This is a genomic window from Pseudomonas sp. SH10-3B (assembly GCF_019891415.1).
Classification (GTDB): Bacteria; Pseudomonadota; Gammaproteobacteria; order Pseudomonadales; family Pseudomonadaceae; genus Aquipseudomonas.
Window position 1 is genome coordinate 1 of sequence record NZ_JAFLXD010000138.1, and the last position, 423, is coordinate 423.

A 423-nucleotide genomic window follows, 5' to 3' on the forward strand; every position below is an offset into this window, starting at 1 on the left:
CGTCCGGCGGCCAACTGCCTTGCAGGGGGAAACGCACGGTCGCGGCGACATCCGGTTCAATGTGCCCGCCCAGGTCCTCATCAATCGTCGGCGCCGGCCACCTGACGACCTCACCGACAATGCCCAGGTAGAGCTTGTTGGACGGTTGCTCAATCGCCCCCTTCTGAAACAGCACATGCACGCTGGTGGTGCCGTCGGCGATGGCAGTGACCAACGCATTGGGTATTTCGAAGGTATAGACGCCCGGCCCATTCAACACTTTGGTGACCGTATGGGGGATGGAGGTGCCCTCGCTGTCCGCCCCGGCCCAGATCAAGTGCGCGTGCGAATAGGCGGCAACCTCCGCGCTGGTGATCCAGCTCTGGACTTCGACATCCCAGCTGCCCAGTTCGGCCAGGTCAATCGAGGTGCCGGTGTCCGGAA

At 63.1% G+C, this 423-nt stretch carries 1 protein-coding gene; it reads right to left on the reverse strand.

Features of this window, described 5'->3' with window-relative positions; all coding sequences use genetic code 11:
- Positions 1-423, reverse strand: a 423-nt coding sequence (locus J1G35_RS31260; RefSeq protein ID WP_223016883.1) for a hypothetical protein, incomplete at both ends; no start/stop codon positions are given.